Here is a 20,532-nt window from a genome sequence, read left to right on the forward strand (position 1 = left end):
AGCCGCCCGCTCGCTACTTTGCGGATAGGCAACATGGTCAGGATGACTGACTTCATTCATTAATGCTGGCCGTCTGAAGCGTAGTCGACGCGTCACGCCTAGCTGGCGATCGAAGAAAACTTCAACCACCTTGATTGCCCACGCGTGGGTGCCCTCTTGCGGAAGACGGGTTTTGCAGATCGGAACCTTGGCTAGTCCAAGCTGGGTACAAGTCGAGAGAAAATCCAGGTGACCCACACCCGCAAGCTCCGTGAGCGAAGCGTTCGGTATCATTCGGACTGCGACAAGACTGTTCGTCGCGCGCGGCGCGGTTGTGTCGAGATCGCCCAGCATGATCTCGACCGGCGTGTGCAAATGCTCCAGGCTGGCAGGACGTAGCATAGGCCATCAAAGTATGGGGTTGGTCACCGGCCGCCTCTTGTCACGGATAGTTGTCGCAACGCCTGACGTGCCCTCCACTTTCGGCAAGGACGCGGCAGGCAGCGTGATCAGAAAACGCGCGCCGCCGGAAGCGGATTCTTCCAGCCGTACCTCGCCGCCATGAACGAGCGCGACGCGACGCACAATCGCAAGCCCAAGCCCGAAACCGCCCGTGTGCCGGTCGCGGCTTGCGTCGAGCCTATGAAACGGTTCGAAGATTCGCGCACGTTCTGCAATGGGAATACCGGGACCGTCGTCGTCCACGATCAGCACGAGCGCGCCCGCCGGACCCAGGCACGCGCTAAGAGAAATGGCGCGCTGCGCGTAGCGGGTGCTGTTGCGGATCAGGTTCAACAGCGCCCTTGCGACCAGTTTCGGATCACAGACATGACTCGCAGGCGCGCCGACCGTTGTAACCGACAGGCGCAGCGCGCGGTCGGCGACGTCGTTGGCCATGCTCGCCGCCACGCTATCCAGCAGTTCGCTCACCGACACTTGCATCAGCAACATGTGCTCCGCGCCTTGTTCAAGCCGGCTTAACGTGAGCAATTCGGTCACGAGTTCATCGAGTTCACGCACGTCGCGGCGCAGCGCAAGTTGACGTTCGCGCTGGCGCTCCGGGGACTCAGGTGACTGCAACAACGCGAGGCCGAATTCGAGGCGTGCCAGAGGCGTTTTCAGCTCATGCGAGATACCATGCATCATGTCGCGCTGGTGCAGGATCGACGCTTCGATCTGCCGCGCCATTTCGTTAAACTGCTTCGAAAGATCGTAGATATTCGATTTCTTCGACAACGCCGCGCGAGTCGACAATTTACCTTTGCCGAACGCGCGGGCAGCGGCCTCGAGCTTCCTTAAGTCACGCCAGTGATAGTGGACCCAAAGGACAACGGACAACAGCGTCGCAAGCGCGACCAGGGCGTACGCCAGCGCCTTGATGTCCAGGTTGCCGGGCTCATCGGGATGGGCGTGAACGATCGTGCCGTCAGGCAATGGCAGATAGTAATCCTTTGCATCCCTGCTCAGCACCAGCTTGCCGTCGCGCAGGTCGCGCAACTGATCGGAATCGAGAACAGGGATCACGTCTTGCATCGTGAGCAGGCTAAAGCCCTCGTCGCCATGTTTTTGCAGTTCAGCCAGCGCGGCTGCCCGCTGCTCGCCCGGATGCCGTTGCAGGTAATCGGTCAACACGAACGCATAGGCTTTGACGCTCTCGCGCTGATTCGCTGTGACCCGCTCGTGGAAGAGCTGTGAGAAATATTCATTGACGAACACAATGGCTAAGCCGCCGCCCAGCAGCACGATCAAATACAGGCGGATCAGGGAGCGCAGCATTCAGTCCTCCCACGCCGACGGGCTGAACAGATAACCGCGGCCCCAGATCGTCTTGATCTTGTGCGGCTCCGGCGATGCGTCTTCAAACCGGCGCCGCAGCCGCGAAATACCGGAATCAACGGTACGGTCCAGCCCGTCGAATTCGATGCCGCGCAATTGCTTGAGGATATCGTCGCGGCTCAGCACGGTGCCGGCCGCGCGCGCCAGGATCACAAGCAGGTTGTACTCGGCGGTCTTCAGGTCGATGTCCTGACCGCGCCACGTCACCGTGCGGTTCGGCGGCGAGATCACCAGCTCGCCGAACGTGAGCGTGCCGGCAGCCACAGCCGGCGTCGTAATGTCCTCGGCCGGCTGTGACCGCCTGAGCAGTGCGCGGGCGCGCGCCACCAGCACACGCGGTTCAATCGGCTTGACAACATAATCGTCCGCGCCGGTTTCAAGTCCCGCAACCTGGTCGAAGACATCGACGCGAGCAGTCAGGATCAACACCGGCACGCTCGAGAAACCGCGAATGCGCCGGCACACTTCCATGCCGTCCATGTTGGGCAGCATCAGGTCGAGAATCACCAGCGCCGGTTTATGCTCGCGGACAGCGGCCACGGCAATGTCACCGCGCCGCACGATAGTCACCGCGAATTCATAGCCATCCAGATACTCCCCGATCAGTTGCGCGAGGCGGTCGTCGTCCTCGATCAGCAACACGTTGTACTTGGGTGAGATCTCGTTCATTTTTATTCTCCGCCTTGCGGCTGCACTAGCAACCGCCGATTCTATCCTCGCGCGCGTAAGGCAGGGCCGCGCGCAACACTCGCGGACACTTGAACACAATTCAGCACAATTTCGCCCAACTTCAAAACAGACACCGGTCGACCGCGTCCCTAGACTGCGGCTTCACTCCTAGAAAAAGACCTGACCGTGCGCAAACGCCTCTCCTATCTTTCCTGCCTGTGCTTCCCGCTACTTGGCCTGACGTATTCCTCCATGGCTCATGCCGAAAATTTCTACACGTTCGGTCTGGGCACCGGCGTCGCGCCGCGTTACCTCGGCAGCAAGGACTATCGTGGCCTGATCGCTCCAGTGTTCTCCGCTGAATTTTCCAATGGCTTTTTCATCAGCCCGTTCGAAGGCGCCGGCTATAAGAAGACCTTCGCCAATGGCATCTTCGTCTCGACGGCGCTCGACTATGACTTCGGCCGCAGCGACAGTAATCGCGCCGACCTGCCCGGCTCCAACTACCTGAAGGGCATGGGCCGCATTCCCGGCTCGCTGATGATGTCCTTCCAGGTCGGCGCCACTGTGTTCGGCGATACGACCATCAGCGTGACGCTCGACCAGCCGCTCACGCACACCACGCGCGGCGTCAGCGGGCACCTCGACGTGACAAAGCCCGTTCTGCACACGGCCAAAAACGACATCAGCATCACCGGCAGCCTGCACGCCGGCAGCGGACGTTATACGCAGACCTTTTTCGGCGTCACCGAAGCGCAGTCCGCGAGCAGTGGCTTCCGGTCCTACTCGGTGAAAGCCGGCATCGACAACGCAATGGTCTCAGCCGCGTGGACCTATTCCGTTACGCCGAAATGGTCAGTGCGGACATCCGGTGGCGTGTCGCGGATTCTCGGTTCGTCCGCGGACAGCCCCATCGTGCAAAAGAAGAGCGCTTATTTCGCAACGACAGCCGTGACTTATCGATATTAGACCCGGCGATACCAGGCGCGGCGTCGGCGCGGCAACCGTCCACTCCCCTGCTCCCGCTGCTGTTAGCCGCACCTCAATTTTCCTCTGAACGGAGAACGGTATGTTTGCATGGCAAACCCCTCTGTCCACCGCCTGGCAAGACAGCCTCACGGCGTCCACGCGCATGCATGTGGTGGGCATCGATCGACTGGTGCTGACCGGTGCTACCGGATTTATCGGCGGCACGGTGCTGGTGACGCTCATGAATGCCGGTCTGATCGAACGGCTCGTGTGTCTCGTGCGTGCGGAGAACACAGCCGAGGCGCTGACCCGCCTGCGTGCATCCGCCATACGTTGCGGTTTGCCGCACGTCCGCGCACAACGGCTGACCGAGACGAACGTGATCGTGGGAGACCTGGGCGGCGACTTTACGGAAGCGGATCTCGCGCGACTGACGGAGGCGTCGCATGTGATCAACTGCGCCGCCATGGCGTCGTTCTCCATGAATTCGCAAGTACTCGATATCAACGTGCGCGACACGTTGCGGTTCGCTTCGCACTTTGCCGACAGTCAAGTGCTGCGGCGTTTCCTGCACGTCAGCACGGCCATGGCCTGCGGCACGCAATGCAGTCCGGTCGTGTCCGAGCCCGCGTTCGACCATAACGAGAACGCGAACGAAGACGGGAGCAGGTACGGAAGCACAAGCGAACGCGAGACGAACCACCTGGTGCCCTATACGCAAAGCAAGCGCGATGTCGAGAGGCTCCTGCGCCTCTACTACCCATCGTTGCCGGTGGTCATGGTGCGGCCATCGATTGTCGTCGGACACACGGTGTTGGGCACGTTGCCCTCGCCGAGTATCTTCTGGGTGTTTCGCGTGGTGCATGGCGCGCGGCGCTTCAGTGCGAAGGCGATGACCCGGCTCGATGTGATCTCGGTCGACGATTGCGCCCGCGCGCTGGCCTTGCTCGCCGTCAAGCCGAAGCTGGCGTTCGACACCTACCACGTGTCGGCCGGATCGGAAGCGCCGACCATTGGCCAGATTATCGGCGCGATGGATGAGGCCACGGGCATATCGGGGAAACGCTACTCCATCTGCGCACCGCGCGACTTCCGCAGGATCGCGTGTGATGTGGTCGGGCGTCAGCGCTCGGGCGCGGCACGGCTGATTGAACATGCACTGGGAATCTATGCCGGGTTCGCCAACCTGGACTACCGGTTCGATAATCGCCGCCTGCGCGAAGAGATCGGCTTCGAGCCCCTGCCGTTTATCGACTATGTCAGCGAATGCGTGCGGACGTCGCGCGGCATTGGGATCGTCGAGCAGATGCGCTGGAATTTCCAGTAAGCAGCATAACTAAGCAAACACATTTACTTCGTCGCAAGACGAACCGGGGGCATCCAGACAGGACGCCCCCGGTTCGTTTACCGCTGCTCGGCACGCGGTGCGCTCCCGATCAACCCTTGCCTCCGGCCAGTGCGCCCGCACTGTTGGCCCCGCCGAACAACGCAGTCAGATAGCTCGTATTGCTGGCCATCTGCGCCATCAGCGTATTGAGCGCAGTGAACTGCGCGTTGTAGTTGTTTGTCAGTTGCGTGGCGAATGCATCCAGCTTTGTACCCTGGACCTTGATGTTGTCGAGGTCCTTGTTGAGCGCCGTTGTCCTGGTATCGAGCAGGCCATCTTTTTTCAGAAAAGTCGTGAGGGTCTTGTTCATCTCCGCGCCGATGCCGGAGCCCGCACTGAACAATGCGTTGATCGTGCCGGGCTTGGTGGTCAGCGCCGCGTTCAACACCGTGTCGTCAATCTTCAACGTGCTGTCCTTTTGCAGCGTGATGCCGATAGAACCCAGGTTCGCCATTCCCTTGACCCCGCCCGCTGAAGTCGGGACACCCTTGCTGATCACGGTCGCAAGCGCGTTCCTTACCGTGTTCATCATCGAGTCGCCAAGCAATGGCCCGCCTTGCGAACCCTTGGGTTGCGCAGCGTCGAAAGAAGTCAGCGACGCAGCCATGCTGACAAAATTGTTATACGCCGTGACGAAGGCCTTGAGCGAGGTCTGCTGGGCGGCTGTGTCTGAGCTGATGCTCAGCGTCTGGGTCATGCCCACGGACTCGGAAGTGAGGTTGATCGACAACCCCGCAATAGCCGATGTCACGCTGTTGGTCGGGCTGCTGACCTCGGTGCCGGCCACCGTCAGCAACGCGTCCCTGCCGGCCGCGGTTTGCTTCCAGTTCGCCGATGGTTCAATGGTCGTGTACGGCGCCACGGTCTTGGTCGGGTCCGTAGGGTCGACGGTCGATGTGGACGAGGTGACGTTGAGCTTCGATAACCCGGTGTTGTCACCCGAGCCGGTCGGCGTTACCTCCACCGAGATACCGCTCGCCTTGCCCGTGGTCGACGAGTGCAGCACGAGATGCGCGCCGTCGGTACCGGTGATCACCGTCGCGCTCACGCCGGGATTGCCGTAAGCCGAATTGTTCGCGGCTGCAATGCCGCTATGCGTGTTATTCGACGAATCGATGTTGATCGAAACGTCCGAGCCGCCCACCGAGAGTTTCAGCGTGCCGGGACCAAGTGTTTCCTTGGCGCCGAAGGCGCCCGAAGTGATACTTTGCGATGTCGCTATGTTAGTGACCTGGATCGCATAGCTGCCCGTGGTTGCGCCCTTGCCTGCAGTGGCCGTCAGGCCCTTGCCGTCCGCCTTGGCGGTGACAGCGGACAAAGCGGTGCCATCGGACAGCGACGCCAGCGAACTCTGCAGCAGCGACATGACCGATTTCAACGAACCGACAGCAGTCAGTTGCGAGGTGCTGGTCTTCTGTTTTGCCGCGTTAGCCGCGTTCAATCCGGCAACCCGTGCATTGACGATAGCTGCCACAAGCGCAGGGACGTCGGTATTCTTGCCGGTCGAGCCGTTGATTAGAGATTGTCCCGCGGACTTGATTGCGTCAGACATAGAAACTGGAACTCCCTTGGTTCATTCGCGTGATGAGCGGCTGAGATGCTGCTGCGCGTGTCATGAAATGTTTCTGTAAGCTACGTTAACATTACGACAAGCAAACAACATTCTTTAATTATATTTACATTACGCGATGATCAATTGAGTCTCACGACGCCGTCTGCGCGGTTATCGGGTACCGGAACGACGATTCCATTGAACGAGTTTGTTGGGCTCACGGCCGCCATCAAGCCCTGCACGGATCACGTGGCGGTGAGGTTCAGGGCATGAGGATTGATGGGCGATGCAGCGACCCGACCTCGCTCACCCAATGGCGTTTCACGCAGCTTGCGTCTGCGCCAACGTGCTGGAAGCGGCTGCGAGCAATTTGCAATGCCCCTGCAACCAGAAGGTAAAGATATCGAGTGCCTCTTTATTGATCGGGTCATCGTTATACGAAATGAAATAGCCATCGTCATTCCGAATAAAATGCGCCGTAGGCACGATCAGCCGGTTGCCAGCCAACTCCGCACATACAAAAATCTCGGGGACCAGCGCAACGCCCAATCCCGATACTGCCGCACTGGTCAACATGGTAAACAACTCAAATCTGCATCCTCTCAACGGCCTGAAATCTGCTCCCAGACCCGCACTTGAAAACCATTGTTTCCACGCACCCTCCCTTGACGACAGGTGCAACAAAGGCAATTGAGCAATCATGTCCACGGATACCTCCGATAGATGATTGACCAATTCCGCGTTGCAAACTGGAACCACCTTCCCTTCCTGGACCAGCAAGTCTCCCCGGGTGCCCTGCCACACGTCGTTGCCATAATAAATAACAGCATCGAACTGACTGTTATTCAATATAAACGGGTCCGATCTGGCTGTAATATTTATACTGATACCAGGATATTTATTTCTGAAATCTTTCAGTTTTGGAATCAACCACTGAGTACCAAAGGTCGCGCTAACGGCAATATCCAGCGATGTTCCATTCTCCCTCTGGTCTATCAAATCCTGCGTGTTTCTTTCAATACGATCGAGACAGCTCTTTATCTTCAATGCGTATGCGCTGCCATACTGCGTCAGTTCAATCCTTTTTCTCACGCGCTTGAACAAAACCACCCCCAGCTTGTTCTCCAGCCCGGCGATCTGCTTGCTGACGGCACTTTGCGTGAGATGCAACTCCTCAGCTGCACGGGTCAGGTTTCCATGCCTGGCCACACACTCGAAGATTTCCAAAGCTGACAAGCTGGGAATAATTTTTCTCATCTATTCACTCCTGAATTGAGCTTTTTACGCGAGGGGAATCCAGGCGAGATCAAGCCAGTTGCCCGCATAATCGCCAGATCCGGTGCCCATTGGATGCCATCTTTAGCGCTTCAAACCCGCTCCGGTTTTGACTAGTCGTCGCTCACCATTCGACGCATTGTCGGCGCACTCAATTGCCTTTGTCTCACGAAATATTTTAGGTCTGGCGGGTAAACACGCATTGTTTTTCGAGAATAATCGCTCGTCATGACCTCATAAAATCACGTATATCGGATCATTCCATAAGCTCATGACAATGCCACCAAATCTCCCTTTTCCAGGCTTTAATTTATGATTAATCTCCAACGACTGGCTTTCACATTAGTAACGGCTAAACGCCGCGAAGTTCGATCGGAACACTAAGGATAACCCTCGCAATCAGTCAGTCGGTCGTCGAAACCCCGACGGTAAATAAAGAAACAGGTCGATGAAGCGAACGGTCCCAAGACCGAATTTCGATTGAGCGTGCAGATAATCGCGGGTTTATTGGGAGGAGCAGTGCGTGTTTATCGTGTTCGGCGATCACATCTGATCGAGCGTTGCGCCAGAACCCCCCGGAAAGTGGTGCTACGGCTCAGCGCTCATGAGTTTCTCCGCTAGCGCGGACGCGTTGTACAAAGTACCCGAAGCAAGTCCTACAACTGGAGACGCAATCATGACAAAAAAACTTATCACCAAAACGCTGATCGGGGTCGCGCTCGGCGCCGCACTCTCGGTGGTCTCGTTGAGCACGTTCGCCGGCACCGTGCTTGACAAGGTCCAGACGAGCAAGGAACTCGACGTTGCTGTGAGCGCAAAGTGGCCTCCGCATGCATTTTTGAATGACAACCACGAATTAGCGGGCTTCGATATTGATGTCGCGAACGACATTGCGAAGCGGTTGGGTGTTCAGGTCAAATTCGATACGCCGGATTTCAACCTGGTGACTGGCGGTCACTGGCATGGCCGGTGGGATCTGGCGGTATTCTCCATCACGCCGACTATCGCGCGTGCTCGCGTGCTGGATTTTCCGGCTATTTATTACTACAGCTCCTATGTGTTTGTCGTCAACAAAGACTCCAAAGCTAAAACGCGTGAAGATCTGAAGAGCGTCACCTTTGGCGTGGAAGGAGGTACAACGGCGGATGATTATATGCATCAGGCATTGCAACTGGACGCACAGAGCCTCCCGCCTTTTAAATATCTGGACTTCCAACCCAAAACGGTTACCTATAAGTCCTCGCTACTTCCTTTTGAGGATCTTCGCTTGGGCGACGGCGTCCGGCTGGGTGCAATTATCGCGGAGAAGCAAACGGCTGAGGATGCGCTAAAACACGGGTATCCCGTACGGATCATTCCGAATGACATTGCGTTCCTGGAGCCCGTTGCAATCGTGTCGGACAAGGGCGATCCGGCATTCAACAAAAAAATTGCATCGATTATTGCGGACATGAAAAGTGATGGAACGCTTAAAAAAATCAGCGAGAAGTGGTACGGCGCCGACTACACCGAACCCAGCATGAAATAAATTCGCTGATTTTCCTGAATTGTCCAACTTAACCTGGCAGACGGGGTGTCCCCGTCTACATAACGTGTCTGAATATTCCAATAACTACTATCGCCAAACGGCTTCCGCTGATGCGCCCTATCCGCAACTAACTCGATCTGAAGAAGCAGATGTATGCATTGTGGGCGCCGGATTGGCAGGTTTGACGGCTGCCCTGGTTCTCGCCCGGGCAGGAAAGCAAGTTGTTCTGCTTGAGGCCGAGAGGATAGCCTGGGGTGCATCGGGAAGAAACGGCGGCGTTGTGAGTCCCGGTTACTCAACCAGCTTCAATAAAATTGCCAGCCGGACCGGCTACGATAACGCCAGGTTGCTCCATCTTCTGTCGATAGAAGGCGTCGAAATTGTCCGCAATAACATTGACTGCCTTGATATTCAGGAAGCCCACTTGCGTGACGGGGCGCTTCGGGTCAGCCGGTTTGAAAATTCGGTTGAAACACAGGAGCATATAAAATGGATGGAACAGACATTCGACTATCCTCTCGAATATAAATCCAAAGAGGACGTCCAAGACCTGCTGGTTTCAGAAAAGTATTTCAACGGAATTTCTGACTCTCGTGCATTTCATTTTCATCCGCTGAACTACGCTATTGGCCTGGCAAACGAACTCATAAATCTCGGCAGCAAGATCTTCGAACGCTCGAGGGCAGTCAAGATAAGCCGGAAGAACGGTACCGCCGTCATCGAAACCTTATCAGGTCTGGTACGAGCGAAGGATGTACTGATTACCTGTGGCGGATATACCGACCGGCTGGTTCCCAAACTGGCGAACAGCTATATCCCGATATCCACCTATATGGTGATAACCGAGTCGGCAAAGGAACTGATCAGTACGGCAATAAGATCCACCGCCTCGGTCGGCGACAGTCGGCGGTCCAGCGATTACTACCGCCTGGTCGATAACGGCGAGCGAATATTATGGGGTGGCATGATTACGACCCAACAGACTGAGCCGGCACGTTTGGGGATTATGCTAAAAAAACGCATGATCGAAACTTACCCGCAACTCGCCAGTATCAATATAGAAAGATCCTGGTCCGGAAAAATGGCTTATGCAAAACACCTGATGCCGCAGATCGGCAAGCTGGATGAGGGTCTATGGTATTGCATGAGTTTCGGCGGTCACGGCATGAACACCACGGCCATCGGCGGGACGGTGATTGCCGAGGCGATCCTGCGCGCGTCAGACAGGTATAAGCTTTTCAGCCCCTTTGGGCTGGAATGGAACGGAGGGATTCTAGGCACCGGCGCCGTTCAGTTGACCTACTGGCATTACCAAATAAAAGACTTCATGCAAGAACGAAAATCCCAAAATCAAATCAAGATTGGAGTGACGCCGTGCCCTTGACTAATCGAAGGAAGTACCGGACATCAACCACACTCGGGGTTTTAATTGTTCTGCCCATTCTGATTGCGTTGTATTATTATTTTTGCTTTGTTGATAACGCCTGGTTAGCTGAATTTTTCTCGAGATCTCCAGCTGCTCAGGAGCACGGAAAGTTCTACGCATCCTTGTTCAAGTGGGCGCTGGGGATTGTGTTATTTGTAATCAATTATGTTTCGCTTGGGAAAATACAAAAGCGACTACAGATCATAATTACGTCCCTGGAATTATTTTTACTTCTAGCCCTGTTCATGGCGACCTTCCAGCTGAGCCTGCCGTTCATCGCGGCTAAGGTTGGTTATTTAATCACACAGGGCGCCTTCACTACTTTATATGTATCTGCTTTATCGATCGTTATCGCATTTTGCATCGCCCTGATTACTGCAATTGCCAGATTATCGTCAAATGGCGTAGCCGTCGGAATAGCGACCTTTTACACCTCATTTTTTCGAGGTATTCCGTTACTTATTCAAATTTTTATCCTGTACATGGGGCTGCCGCAGCTGGGCTTTGTCATCAATCCCATTCCGGCCGGTATCACCGCTTTGTCCTTGTGTTACGGCGCATACATGAGCGAGGTGTTCAGGGCGGGAATCCAAAGTATTCCCCACGGCCAATGGGAGGCCTCAAGAGCGCTCGGTTTGCATAAGAGCAAGATCATGCGCCTGGTCATTCTGCCTCAGGCTCTAAAAATCATCATTCCGCCAACCGGCAATCATTTTATTGCGATGCTGAAAGACAGTTCGCTTGTCTCGGTCGTTGGCGTATGGGAGTTGACGTACGTCGCGAGCACGGTAGGAAATCGTGATTTTCGTAATATGGAGATGTTGATTACGGCGGCGGCCATTTATTGGATCATGTCAATTGTCCTCGAAATCATCCAGGGCCGAATCGAGCGCAGCTACAGTCAAGCAACCCGCTAAGATCAGAAAAATTTCCTCTTGAGGAGACCTAGATGCACGACGTCATAAAATATGCCATTACGCTCGAAAACGTTAATAAGTGGTATGGCAAGCATCATGTTTTGAAAGATATCAACCTCTCGATCAAAGACAAGGAAAAGGTAGTTATCTGCGGCCCGTCTGGATCGGGGAAGTCGACCATGATCCGATGCATCAACGGGCTTGAAGAACATCAGGAAGGAAAAATAGTGGTTGGCAACGTCGAACTGTGTGATGAACTCAAATCCCTGGATCAGATCCGCGGTGACGCGGGAATGGTTTTTCAGTCCTTCAATTTATTCCCGCACATGACCGTGCTGGAAAACTGCACATTAGGTCCCATTCATGTCCGGGGCATGAAGAGAGCAAGGGCCGAGGAATTGGCTATGACTTTGATATCCCGGGTCAACATCCGGGACCAGGCCCATAAATATCCTGGTCAACTGTCCGGCGGGCAACAACAGCGCGTGGCCATTGCCCGGGCGCTGTGCATGCAACCCAAGATCATGCTTTTTGACGAGCCAACTTCGGCGTTGGATCCGGAAATGGTAAAGGAAGTGCTGGATACCATGATCGAACTGACCGATCTTGGAATGACGATGATCTGCGTGACGCATGAGATGGGGTTTGCCAAACAAGTAGCGGATCGCGTTATTTTTATGGATAACGGTTCGATTATCGAGTCAGGGACCCCTGTTGAAATGTTTGAAGCGCCGCAGACCGATCGATTGAAGTTATTTCTCAGCCAGATACTTCACCATTGACGACTAACGGCGGTCGCTGGCTTTCCATCACCGCCTCAGGCGCGGCACTGGAGTAACGAGTAACGCGCATCCGCGCACAGCTTGTCCGGCCGACTCCACCGGAGGACATGCTCGTCCGCCAGTGCGACGGCTGGCGTTGACGCCAACACATGCTGAGCGGCGTAAGCTTGTCTCAACCCGCGTAAAAGAGCAAAAATTGCACGACGGATTTTCCTGAAGCCCGCGTTTAACCACTCGACAGACACCTGCATCGAGCGTCTTTTCCATCTCCAGGGAACCGTTATGAAAGCACTAAAAGATCGGGCTTCATCCAGGACACTGGGTGCAACGCGGACCAAACTGGCGGTGGATCGAAGGCCACTGGGCTCGCTAATCAGCGCTCAGCTACGTTCACCTTCCAGGCGAAGCCAGACGCCCATGCTTAAAACCCTGGTCGCCATTGTGTTTGCGGCCGCGGCACTTTCTGCGTGTGTCGTTTATCCCACGCGGCCGGCTTATATCAGCGGGTGTGGGTGCGCGAACATCGGGCAGCGTACTGAAATCGCTTTAGCGTTTGTCGTGCGGGCTTGAACCCGCACAGTCACCCTACCTCCTAACCGGCAAATCGCGGCTCGGGCAAGCCTTTTACGCCCAGCCCGGTGATTGCAAACAACCCACCCTTGTCGCGCTCCTTCTGCGGAATGCCCCACATGGGCCGCCCCATCGTAGTGACAAACAAGATGTCCAGGTTCGGACCGCCGAACATCACGCTTGTCAGGTTGCGCACGGGAAACTCCACTACACGATCAAGCTTGCCGTCCGGCGCAAATCGCAAGATCCGTGCGCCAAACACGAGTGCCGACCAAACATAACCCTCGGCGTCGACCGTTGCACCGTCGAACGTCCCCGCCAAATCCTGCGCCGATGCAAACACCCGCCGGTTCGCGACCGCCCCGGTCTCGATGTCGTAGTCGTATGCGTACATCTTCCTGTCGTAGCTGTCGGTGAAATAGAGCGTGCGGTTGTCCGGGCTCCAGCAGGGTCCGTTCGAACAACTGATGCCACCGTCCAGACGCGTCACGGAGCCATCCGTATCCAGGCTGTACAACGCACCGCTACGGCTCGATGGCCGGCCGCGATCGGCTTCATAACGGTCGAAGTCATACGCCATCGTGCCCGCAATAAACCGCCCTCGCCGGTCCACCTTGCCGTCGTTAAAGCGCGTCTCAGGGTCGTCGCTTTCCGGGTCGGCAATGAGCTTGACCGTCTGCGCTTCGAAGTCGTAGAAATGCAGGCCGTTCGCAAGCGCAACCACCGCGCCGCCACGCTCGCGCAACGCCATCGAACCAATGTGGCGCGGGACGAAATAACGCCGAATGTCGCTGCCGTCGGCACGGCAACTGCTGACCTCGGCAGCAGTGCTGTCGATCCAGTAAAGGCGCTGTTCCTTCACATCCCACAGCGGTCCTTCGCCTAGATGATTGTTGGCATCGACGATCAGACGGGTTTCGATCATTGCTGTCTCCGGTTATCAACTGTTGTCATCATCGGACTTCAATGTTGCGCGGCGATGCGCGAGCAAAGCCATCAGCCGCCGGTCGCGCCAGCCGCTGCGGCTTTCTATTTCGTCGAGCGGCAACACTTCGCGGCGCTCGGCATCGAGTCTCGCGATGCTGTCTGGCGACCAGTCGAACGGCACGCTGTCCTGCGCGAACGAGCGGTACATTGCGCCATAACGCGCGGCATAATCTGTCACGCCGCCGGGCGCATTCAGGTCGATAGTTTCAAACGGCCCCATGAACGACCAGCGCAGACCGAGGCCGTCGCGCATCACGGTGTCGAGATCGGCGGCGCTTGCGTAGCCTCGTGCGTATAGGCTCAACGCTTCGTCAAGCAGGACGCCTTGAAGGCGGTTCAGTAGAAAACCTGGAATCTCGCGTGCAACGGTCACGGGCTGCTGGCCCGCCTCTTCGTACAATGCACGCGCGCGGGCCAGCGTGTCCGGCGACGTCCACGGCGCACCGCATAGCTCGACCAGCGGCACGAGCGAAGGCGGATTCACAGGATGCGCGACAAAGCAACGAGCGCGGCCCGTCAGCGCTTCGGTGAAGGTGGACGCAGGCAGGCCGGACGTCGAACTGGCCAGCAATGTGTCGGGGCGCGTCAGCCTGTCCAGTTCCCCAAACAAGGTGCGCTTGACCTCCACGATCTCCGCAATGTTTTCCTGCACCAGGTCGACATCGCTTACCGCGTCCGCAAGTTGTTCACATGCCGTGACACGCGAGACGATTCGCTCCTCTGACTCGTCGATCAGCCCATATCCGGCGAGATCCGAAACACTGCCGCGAATGGACGGAATCGCGCCGTCGAGCATTGCGCGGTCCGCGTCATGAAGCCTGACCTCGAAACCCGCGCGCGCGAACACGATCGCCCACGCGCGGCCTATGCGTCCCGATCCAATCACTGCAATACGTCTGCTCAGTCTGCTCATCGTGCGGCTCCATCGACAATCATGCTTTTTTATCACGCAACGTGATCACGGCAGCCAGTACAACGAGGCCGTTGATGATGTCGCGCACGGCGGGCGGCACGGTGGTACCGGCGAGTAGCGTGCCCAGCGCGGTCAGCAACAACGCGCCGCCGAATACACCAAGATAATGACCGCGGCCGCCGGTGATCAACGCACCGCCCACGACCACCACTGCAATGGAAGGCAGCAAATAAGGGTCGCCCATGCCGAGGAAAGCCTGGCTGCTGAAGCCGGCAAGCAACAGGCCCACCACAGCCGAACACAAACCTGAGAGGCAATACACCGCGATCAAGGTTGCGCCCACACGCACGCCCGACAGCTTCGCCGCTACCGGCGAATTGCCGACCGCATAAACGCGTCGCCCAAAGGCCGTGCGATGCAGCAACAGCAATGCCAATACAAGGAACAGCGGTACGCACCACGCAGCGAGCGACAAGGGACCCACGCGCCCGTTTGTGAAATTGCTGATCACGGAGGGCGCCCATCCCTGCGGCGATCCGTTGCAATAAATCAGCGTAATCCCCTGCAGCAAGCCGTTGGCAGCAAGCGTGACCACGATCGGCGGCAAGCCCAGCACGACGACCCCGACGCCGTTGAACACGCCTACCAGCAAGCCGGCGCATAGCACCAGCGGCACGGCCCACGCCGCGGCTTCGTTGACGCCATGCGTGAGCCCGGTCAGCAACACGCCCGACAGCGTGATAAGCCAGGGCACGGAAAGATCAAGTCCGCCAGTCAGGATCACAGCGCCTTGCCCAAGCCCTAACACGGCCAGGAACAAGGTCAGCGTCAGCAAGCTAGTGTAGAAGTTGGCGCTTGCGAGGACACCGGGACCATAGACCACGCCCGTGATCGCGATCACCGCGAAGAACAGCAGATACGCCGGCACGACGTACTTTACCCATTCGCGATTGCGTTCGATCCAGTCGCTCAGAACGTGCCCCTTGAGCTCCGTATTTTCTATTGGACGGAAGTTCTCCACTTCGAACTTCACGCGCCGCGCGCCCGGGTCATTGCGTGCGCGTGTGCCGGTACGCCACGCCGTGAACCATCGTTCGGCGTAGCGTGCGCAATGATGCGCCGCCGACTGCTTGCCCACCGACGACCCGAGCACGGCCAGGATCAGGATCACGGCCTCCGCGATGGTCGTAAAAAACGCCGATACGTTGAGCACCAGCAGGATATTGACCGTGATCATCAGGGTCATCGCGGCGAACACCGTACCCACGCAACCGCCTCGTCCACCGCCTAGCCAGGTGCCGCCCAGCACGACGGCCGTGAACATGGAGAGCAGCAACGGCCGGCCCACCAGCGGATCGGCGGAGCCGGTTTGCGCCGACACATACAAGCCTGCCGCCGCGTAGAACATGCCGGCGAGTGCATAGGTCGCTATCCGATAACCTCTGACAGGCATGCCGTTCGCATAAGCGCCATCGGGATCGCTGCCGAGCGCATACAGGCCTACGCCGAAGCGCGTACGTTTGACGAAGGTCCACACCAGCAGGGCGACGACCAGCACGGCCGCTGACATGGGGACTTTATCGGGCACGAGATCGGAGGTAATGAAAGCGCCGAACTGATCGCCAATGCTCCCGCCCGGTTTGTTCTGGATCAACAGCGTCAAGCCCTGCACCATGAACATGGTGGCGAGCGTGACCACGATCGACTGCAGTCGGAACCATGCGATCAACGCGCCATTAACGAGCCCAATGCCCCCGCCAATCGCGAGAATCAATGCAACCCCACCCCATTGTTCGAGCGGCGTGCCCTGCACGAAGCGCACCGCCAGCACGTTGGACAACGACACCACCGCGGAGGCCGACAGATCGAAACCGCCGCTCAGCACAACGATGGTCTGTCCGATCCCCGCAAGCGCGAGTGTCGTGCTGCTGGAGATCACAGAGCCGATGTCGTACAGCCCGACCGGTGTGGCTGACAACGACACCCACGCGATCATCATCGCGAGCAGTGCGCCGATCGCAATGATCAAGCCTCGATAATGATCCACCCGCGCCCGAAATCCGACGTGCGCACCGGGTCGCACGACCTCGCTATCCGGCGACGCTATTGCAATTTTCATAGTCGACCTCTGATTGCCCGAACGATCTTCATACGCCCATCAACTTGAAAGCATCTTGCGCATCACGTTCTCTTCGGTGAGCGCGTCGCCCGCCAGTTCCGCGACATTGCGCCCGCGATACACCACCGACACGCGATCGCACACATTGACCAGCTCCGGCACGTCAGTGGAATAAAACAGCACGGAACCGCCGGCCGCCGCGAACGCGCGCATCAGCACGAAGATCTGGTGCTTGGTTCCCACGTCAATGCCCCGCGTAGGGTCGAACATGAGCCACACGCGGCTTTGCGTCAGCAACCATTTCGCCATCGCTATCTTCTGCTGGTTACCGCCCGAGAAAGAAAGGCACGGCTTGTAGAGCGCACGCGGATTGACTTCCATTTGCGCGAGTGCCCGCTTGATCGCGGCCTGCTCGCGTTTCCTGTCGATCAGGCCAAAGCGCGAAAAGCGCTTGATGACCGGCAACGAGACGTTCTCACCGCCGGGCAGACGCACGAACAAACCCTCGGTCTTGCGATCCTCCGGCAGGAAACTCGTCGATACCCCGGCCTTCAGCGAATCGGCGGTCGAGGTTAGCGTGACCTGCTTTCCATCGACCAGGATCTGGCCCGCGTCAATGAACTCAGCGCCGAACAGCGCCTCGAAAATTTCGCGTTGCCCCATGCCTTGCAACGCTGCGATGCCATGCACTTCGCCTGCCTTGAGCGTGAGGTCGAAGTCGTTGACCACGGCATCCACCTTGATGCCGCGTGCTTCCATCGCCGGCGTTTGAAGCGTTGACGGCGTGGCGATCTTCGGCGGATATTTGGCGTCCATCGAACGACCGATCACGAGACGAATGACCTCGTCGTCCGAGATCGAATCAGTATCGAAAGCGCCTACATCACGGCCGTTTCTATACACCGTGAGGCTGTCGCAAAACTCACGCACCTCCTGCATCCGGTGCGTGATGAACACGAAGGTCACCCCACGCGCCTTCAATTCATCAATCCGTCGCGACAACCACGCAACGTCACGTCCGGAGAGCGCGGACGTAGGTTCATCGAGCAGCAGCACTTCGGGCTGGCGGACCAGCGCCTTTGCAATCTCGATCTTCTGGCGCACCGGCAGCGCGAGATCGCGGATATAGGCACCCGGGCGGATATCGCCCAGTTCGAGCCGTTCGAGCCATTGCGCGGCTTGCTTTTGTGATTCGCGTTGCCGGATACGGCCAAACCAGCCAGTCGGTTCGACGGCCATCAGGAGGTTCTGCGCGACAGTCAGGTCTCCTACCAGCGTCATCTCCTGGAACGCCGTCTGCACACCCGCACGATGCGCGTCCCTGGGGCCACGCATGCTGACGTTACGGCCCATGATCGAGATGCTGCCCGCATCCGGCTGCATGAGACCAGACAACAGCTTGACGGTCGTCGACTTGCCGGCGCCGTTCTCGCCGAGCAGCGCATGAACGGCGCCGCGCTTGACACGCAACGACGCGTTGTCGAGCGCGACAGTGGCGCCGAACCGCTTGGTGACCTTCGAGAGGTCGAGCGCCCATTCGTTGCTGCCTGTCTCTATCGCTGTCATCGTCTCTGTCCCTGCACTCGGCATGGCGTACTCCTCTGGTCCTTAGTCCGGCTTGCCGGTCAGCGCCGCGTTGAAACCAACCTCAGTGGTCTCTGGCGAGTAGATGTCCGCAAACCATCCCGGCGGCACCTTGTCCGGCATGAACGCGGTGCAGCCGGCCTTCAGCTCATCGATGGAACCGGTCGCGCACAGTTTCGACTGCGACGTCAACACCAACGGCAGCTTGAGGGTCACATGCGCAGGGAAATCCTTGCCGTCGAGCTTGTCCACGGCCATCTTCAGCGCCAGCGCGCCGGAGTATGGCGGCGAGCCATACGAGATGGACCGGTAGCCAATCGAGCGATAGGCTCCATCGCCCTTCACCGTGCCGGGCGGCAGCATTTGTACGCGGTGACCGTTCGACGATTCACCCGCGCACGGCTTGACCTTGTCGTCCGCTATACCGGCTTCGAGTTGCATGGATGCCGCCGTGAAGCAGCCCACCTGCATCCACAGGCCGTCGATCTTGTCCCAGCTGTTCGTGGCCAGGATCTTCGACAACTCCGTCTTGGCCGTTGCCTGACTCCACATTCCCGTGCCTTCCGCCACGATCTTGATCCCCGGATACTTCGCGAACACGGCCTTCGCAGCCTCAGTGCGCGCCCGGTCCACGGAGGTGCCCGGCACGCCGTTGATCAACACGATGTTGCCCTTGCCGTTGATAGTCTTCGCGAGCCATTCAGCGGTGACGGTTCCAGCCTGCTTCTGGTCGATCGTCACGTTATGAGCGCACGGTTCGGTCACTTCTCCGTCATACGCTGCCACCACCACACCCTTCGAACAGGCGTTCTTGATGGCGCGATTCAACGCAGTCGGAGAGATCGGATAGATCACAATGGCCTTTGCGCCGGCCTGGACCATCGAGTTGATTTGCTGGATCTGTTTCTGTGCGTCGGTGCCGGCGACCTGTACTTCCAGGTCGACCTTGTCCTTGAGTCCCGGCGTGGCAGCCATGGCCTTGACCATGTTGGCGGCTTCGGTTTGCCAGTCATTGCCGACATAACTCATCGACAGGAAAATCTTGTATTTACCCGCTGCCGAGGCTTGCCCCGAGACGGCGAGCGTCGCGAGAAGCGCGGCGCCCAGTGCGAGCCGAGCCCCCCGACGGATGGTGTTCGTCAGTGCGTTCATGTCTTCCTCCGATTCTGCGTATGGTTATATGATCCGGTACTTTTCAACGCTTACTTAAACACCAGCACTACTAACTTTCAACGTGTTTTAGCCGTGCGCTGGCTGGCAGTTGAATGCCAGCAGAGCCAGCCACCACATTCGGGTCGTGACCGGGAATAACGAAGTCCGCGAGCTGCCGGATACGCCTGAGCGAAGCCAGTTCGGCCGCCGTCTCATGAACAATGCCGACCGGCACCAGATCCACTATGTTCTCCATGCAGCTTGCGCAGTCGCCGGCAATCAGGACCACGCCATCGGCCGTATCAACGGCCACCGATTGGTGCCCCGGCGTATGTCCCGGCGTTGGCACAACCCGCACGCCGGGTGCGATATCGGCTACCCCGTGCACAAATTGCCAGCGAAAATACGCGAGCGGTTCGCGGCCGATCAGAAATTCCTGGTAGAACGTTGACTGCGTCGGCAAGGGATGACCCGCGTATTCCCACTCGCTTGCCTGAACCACGAAACGCGCGTTCTTGAAAAGCGTATTGCCACCGGAATGGTCGTAATGCAGGTGTGTGTTGATGACAATATCCACGTCGTCCGCATTCCAGCCTACATACTCCTTTAACGCGCGTTCAAGCCGCTCTTCGGGCGCCTGCTCACAAGGACAGACGAAGCTCGACACCCAGCCCGGATCGTGAATCCCGGTATCCACCACAATCTTTTTGTCACCGCCTACAATCGCCGTGGACCACACCGGGACCTTGATCTGCTGGCCATAGTAGCGACCATAGATCTGCGATGAACGGTCAACGGTCAGCCAGCCCGTAGGCATTGCCACGACCTTGAGTTTCGACACAGCCACGATGGTCTCCATCGTCCAGGGTTGAAGGAGTTGAACCTGC

18 protein-coding genes are annotated in these 20,532 nt (G+C 57.8%); 7 read left to right on the forward strand and 11 right to left on the reverse strand.

Annotated features, from left to right (window positions below):
• From JWR14_RS32380 to JWR14_RS32390, 3 genes are all read right to left on the reverse strand, one after another.
• Positions 1-333, reverse strand: a 333-nt coding sequence (locus tag JWR14_RS32380; RefSeq protein WP_299717596.1) for a hypothetical protein, incomplete at its 3' end; no start/stop codon positions are given.
• A 54-nt stretch (positions 334-387) separates the two neighbouring features.
• Positions 388-1,755 carry an ATP-binding protein gene (locus JWR14_RS32385; protein ID WP_299717598.1) on the reverse strand — a complete coding sequence of 456 codons (1,368 nt, stop codon included), beginning with the start codon at positions 1,753-1,755 and terminating at the stop codon, positions 388-390.
• A complete protein-coding gene (locus JWR14_RS32390; protein ID WP_299717600.1) occupies positions 1,756-2,484 on the reverse strand; it encodes a response regulator transcription factor in 729 nt (242 codons plus the stop codon).
• Positions 2,485-2,736: 252 nt separating this feature from the next.
• Here JWR14_RS32390 and JWR14_RS32395 point away from each other — a divergent pair, with 252 nt between their 5' ends.
• Positions 2,737-3,453, forward strand: a complete 717-nt coding sequence (locus JWR14_RS32395) for a MipA/OmpV family protein (protein WP_299717602.1) — start codon at positions 2,737-2,739, stop codon at positions 3,451-3,453.
• Between the two features lie 100 nt (positions 3,454-3,553).
• Positions 3,554-4,780, forward strand: a complete 1,227-nt coding sequence (locus JWR14_RS32400) for an SDR family oxidoreductase (protein ID WP_299717604.1) — start codon at positions 3,554-3,556, stop codon at positions 4,778-4,780.
• A gap of 109 nt (positions 4,781-4,889) precedes the next feature.
• On the opposite strand, the gene fliD is transcribed toward JWR14_RS32400, so the two are convergent.
• Positions 4,890-6,392, reverse strand: coding sequence for a flagellar filament capping protein FliD (gene fliD, locus JWR14_RS32405; RefSeq protein ID WP_299717606.1), 1,503 nt, complete (start codon positions 6,390-6,392; stop codon positions 4,890-4,892).
• A 321-nt stretch (positions 6,393-6,713) separates the two neighbouring features.
• The gene (locus JWR14_RS32410; RefSeq protein WP_299717608.1) at positions 6,714-7,649 is read right to left on the reverse strand and encodes a LysR substrate-binding domain-containing protein; all 936 of its coding nucleotides are present in this window, start codon (positions 7,647-7,649) and stop codon (positions 6,714-6,716) included.
• Between the two features lie 622 nt (positions 7,650-8,271).
• Between JWR14_RS32410 and JWR14_RS32415 the strand changes: the two genes are divergently transcribed.
• From JWR14_RS32415 to JWR14_RS32435, 5 genes are all read left to right on the forward strand, one after another.
• Entirely contained in the window at positions 8,272-9,195 is a 924-nt protein-coding gene (locus JWR14_RS32415) for a transporter substrate-binding domain-containing protein (RefSeq protein ID WP_299717610.1), read from the forward strand.
• A gap of 64 nt (positions 9,196-9,259) precedes the next feature.
• Positions 9,260-10,579, forward strand: a complete 1,320-nt coding sequence (locus tag JWR14_RS32420; RefSeq protein WP_299717612.1) for an FAD-binding oxidoreductase — start codon at positions 9,260-9,262, stop codon at positions 10,577-10,579.
• Positions 10,570-11,538, forward strand: a complete 969-nt coding sequence (locus JWR14_RS32425; RefSeq protein WP_299717614.1) for an amino acid ABC transporter permease — start codon at positions 10,570-10,572, stop codon at positions 11,536-11,538. The genes JWR14_RS32420 and JWR14_RS32425 overlap by 10 nt, the downstream gene beginning before the upstream one ends.
• Before the next feature lie 32 nt (positions 11,539-11,570).
• Positions 11,571-12,320 carry an amino acid ABC transporter ATP-binding protein gene (locus JWR14_RS32430; protein WP_299717616.1) on the forward strand — a complete coding sequence of 250 codons (750 nt, stop codon included), beginning with the start codon at positions 11,571-11,573 and terminating at the stop codon, positions 12,318-12,320.
• Between the two features lie 322 nt (positions 12,321-12,642).
• Positions 12,643-12,693 carry a hypothetical protein gene (locus tag JWR14_RS32435; protein ID WP_299717677.1) on the forward strand — a complete coding sequence of 17 codons (51 nt, stop codon included), beginning with the start codon at positions 12,643-12,645 and terminating at the stop codon, positions 12,691-12,693.
• A gap of 219 nt (positions 12,694-12,912) precedes the next feature.
• On the opposite strand, the gene JWR14_RS32440 is transcribed toward JWR14_RS32435, so the two are convergent.
• The 6 genes from JWR14_RS32440 to JWR14_RS32465 all read right to left on the reverse strand — a co-directional run bounded on the left by JWR14_RS32440 (position 12,913) and on the right by JWR14_RS32465 (position 20,492).
• A complete protein-coding gene (locus JWR14_RS32440) occupies positions 12,913-13,815 on the reverse strand; it encodes an SMP-30/gluconolactonase/LRE family protein (protein WP_299717618.1) in 903 nt (300 codons plus the stop codon).
• 15 nt (positions 13,816-13,830) lie between these two features.
• Positions 13,831-14,790: a 3-hydroxyacyl-CoA dehydrogenase gene (locus tag JWR14_RS32445; RefSeq protein ID WP_299717620.1), complete on the reverse strand. Its 960-nt coding sequence runs from the start codon at positions 14,788-14,790 to the stop codon at positions 13,831-13,833.
• Between the two features lie 19 nt (positions 14,791-14,809).
• Positions 14,810-16,909 carry an ABC transporter permease gene (locus JWR14_RS32450; RefSeq protein WP_299717622.1) on the reverse strand — a complete coding sequence of 700 codons (2,100 nt, stop codon included), beginning with the start codon at positions 16,907-16,909 and terminating at the stop codon, positions 14,810-14,812.
• A 39-nt stretch (positions 16,910-16,948) separates the two neighbouring features.
• A complete protein-coding gene (locus tag JWR14_RS32455) occupies positions 16,949-18,475 on the reverse strand; it encodes a sugar ABC transporter ATP-binding protein (protein ID WP_299717624.1) in 1,527 nt (508 codons plus the stop codon).
• A 42-nt stretch (positions 18,476-18,517) separates the two neighbouring features.
• On the reverse strand, positions 18,518-19,645 hold the full coding sequence (locus JWR14_RS32460) for a sugar ABC transporter substrate-binding protein (protein WP_299717626.1): 1,128 nt from the start codon (positions 19,643-19,645) through the stop codon (positions 18,518-18,520).
• A 70-nt stretch (positions 19,646-19,715) separates the two neighbouring features.
• Positions 19,716-20,492, reverse strand: a complete 777-nt coding sequence (locus tag JWR14_RS32465; RefSeq protein ID WP_299717628.1) for an N-acyl homoserine lactonase family protein — start codon at positions 20,490-20,492, stop codon at positions 19,716-19,718.
• Positions 20,493-20,532 lie beyond the last annotated feature (40 nt).

The organism is Caballeronia sp., from assembly GCF_028292365.1.
Taxonomy (GTDB): domain Bacteria; phylum Pseudomonadota; class Gammaproteobacteria; order Burkholderiales; family Burkholderiaceae; genus Caballeronia.

What these genes read in the sequence shown, in the direction of transcription:
- JWR14_RS32410 (WP_299717608.1), bottom strand. Translation starts at nt 7,649, where the DNA reads ATGAGAAAAATTATTCCCAGCTTGTCAGCTTTGGAAATCTTCGAGTGT.
- JWR14_RS32440 (WP_299717618.1), bottom strand. Translation starts at nt 13,815, where the DNA reads ATGATCGAAACCCGTCTGATCGTCGATGCCAACAATCATCTAGGCGAA.
- JWR14_RS32460 (WP_299717626.1), bottom strand. Translation starts at nt 19,645, where the DNA reads ATGAACGCACTGACGAACACCATCCGTCGGGGGGCTCGGCTCGCACTG.
- JWR14_RS32430 (WP_299717616.1), top strand. Translation starts at nt 11,571, where the DNA reads ATGCACGACGTCATAAAATATGCCATTACGCTCGAAAACGTTAATAAG.
- JWR14_RS32400 (WP_299717604.1), top strand. Translation starts at nt 3,554, where the DNA reads ATGTTTGCATGGCAAACCCCTCTGTCCACCGCCTGGCAAGACAGCCTC.
- JWR14_RS32390 (WP_299717600.1), bottom strand. Translation starts at nt 2,484, where the DNA reads ATGAACGAGATCTCACCCAAGTACAACGTGTTGCTGATCGAGGACGAC.
- JWR14_RS32455 (WP_299717624.1), bottom strand. Translation starts at nt 18,475, where the DNA reads ATGACAGCGATAGAGACAGGCAGCAACGAATGGGCGCTCGACCTCTCG.
- JWR14_RS32395 (WP_299717602.1), top strand. Translation starts at nt 2,737, where the DNA reads ATGGCTCATGCCGAAAATTTCTACACGTTCGGTCTGGGCACCGGCGTC.
- JWR14_RS32450 (WP_299717622.1), bottom strand. Translation starts at nt 16,909, where the DNA reads ATGAAAATTGCAATAGCGTCGCCGGATAGCGAGGTCGTGCGACCCGGT.
- JWR14_RS32445 (WP_299717620.1), bottom strand. Translation starts at nt 14,790, where the DNA reads ATGAGCAGACTGAGCAGACGTATTGCAGTGATTGGATCGGGACGCATA.
- JWR14_RS32385 (WP_299717598.1), bottom strand. Translation starts at nt 1,755, where the DNA reads ATGCTGCGCTCCCTGATCCGCCTGTATTTGATCGTGCTGCTGGGCGGC.
- JWR14_RS32415 (WP_299717610.1), top strand. Translation starts at nt 8,272, where the DNA reads ATGAGTTTCTCCGCTAGCGCGGACGCGTTGTACAAAGTACCCGAAGCA.
- fliD (WP_299717606.1), bottom strand. Translation starts at nt 6,392, where the DNA reads ATGTCTGACGCAATCAAGTCCGCGGGACAATCTCTAATCAACGGCTCG.